2 protein-coding genes are annotated in these 1,080 nt (G+C 38.9%); both read right to left on the minus strand.

Features of this window, described 5'->3' with window-relative positions; all coding sequences use genetic code 11:
• Positions 1–237, minus strand: a 237-nt coding sequence (locus AC1DUW_RS30085) for a hypothetical protein (protein WP_477644349.1), incomplete at its 3' end; no start/stop codon positions are given.
• A gap of 59 nt (positions 238–296) precedes the next feature.
• Positions 297–1,080: nitric oxide synthase oxygenase (locus AC1DUW_RS30090; RefSeq protein WP_477644350.1), on the minus strand; the 784-nt coding region annotated here is incomplete at its 5' end.

Consider the following 1,080-nt stretch of genomic DNA (forward strand, 5'->3'; position numbering starts at 1 on the left):
GTACATAGCGCCTTCGTCAACCATTTTATTATCTTCATGATCATACGGATCCGGGTGACCTGCCTTTTCAATTAAAGGATCCAAATCTGAATGCTTTTTTTGCCATAAGCTCATAGTCTTATCTTTTGCATTGGTCCATATATCCTTCACTTTTCCTCTGTTCGTTTTTGTTGATAAAAACGAGACTCCGGCAACTCCGACTCCTAGCAATACTACGTTTCTTCCTAATGCCATCATTACCTTCCTCCTTACGTTGGATTAATATAAATATACCCAATGTAAGTTAACGTAAACCTCTAATTATATGGAGGCTTTTGATAAAAGAAATTCGGCTTCATTATTTCATTGTTATACGGTTTATGAAAAACGTGTGTCGTAGCTGGTGAGACTGGAGGAATTAACCATGTCCAATCCCCCGTTACTTTTCGGTTACAAGAGGATTCTCTTTCCTCAAATTTCTTGAACTGTTTAGCGGCTGTATGGTGATCCACAATGCTAACGCCATATTTTTTAAAGGAATAAAGGACCGCTTCATTTAATTCAATCAAGGCTCGATCTTTCCATAGATTAGATTCCCGTTTAATATTCAAACCCATCTTCTCGCCTATTTTGGGAAGCATATTGTAGCGATCCTCATCTGCAAGGTTTCTCGCACCAATCTCCGTCCCCATATACCAGCCATTAAATGGTGCAGCAGAATATGTAATACCGCCGATTTCAAGTCTCATGCCTGAAATGATTGGAACTGCATACCATTTAATCTCAAGATCTGTGAACCAGGAAAATTCAGGATGGCTGATTGGAACTTCTTTAACTAGCTCTTTAGGAATTTCATAAAGTTTCGGTTCTTTTCCGTCCAACTGGACTACAAGTGGTAAAACATCAAAAGATCCAAATTTCCCTTCCCACCCTAACGCTTGGCATTGCTTCGTAAATTCTACTGAACTTGGATCTCCAATAACACCATGTTCTGTTTCATACCCTGCGTAGCGGATAAGCTGGTGATTCCAAATATCCACCTTTTTTTCATCATCTTTTTGTTTGAAAATCGTAATCACAGGTCTGATGTTTCCATTATTC

This window comes from Peribacillus sp. P4_C12 (genome assembly GCF_056402095.1).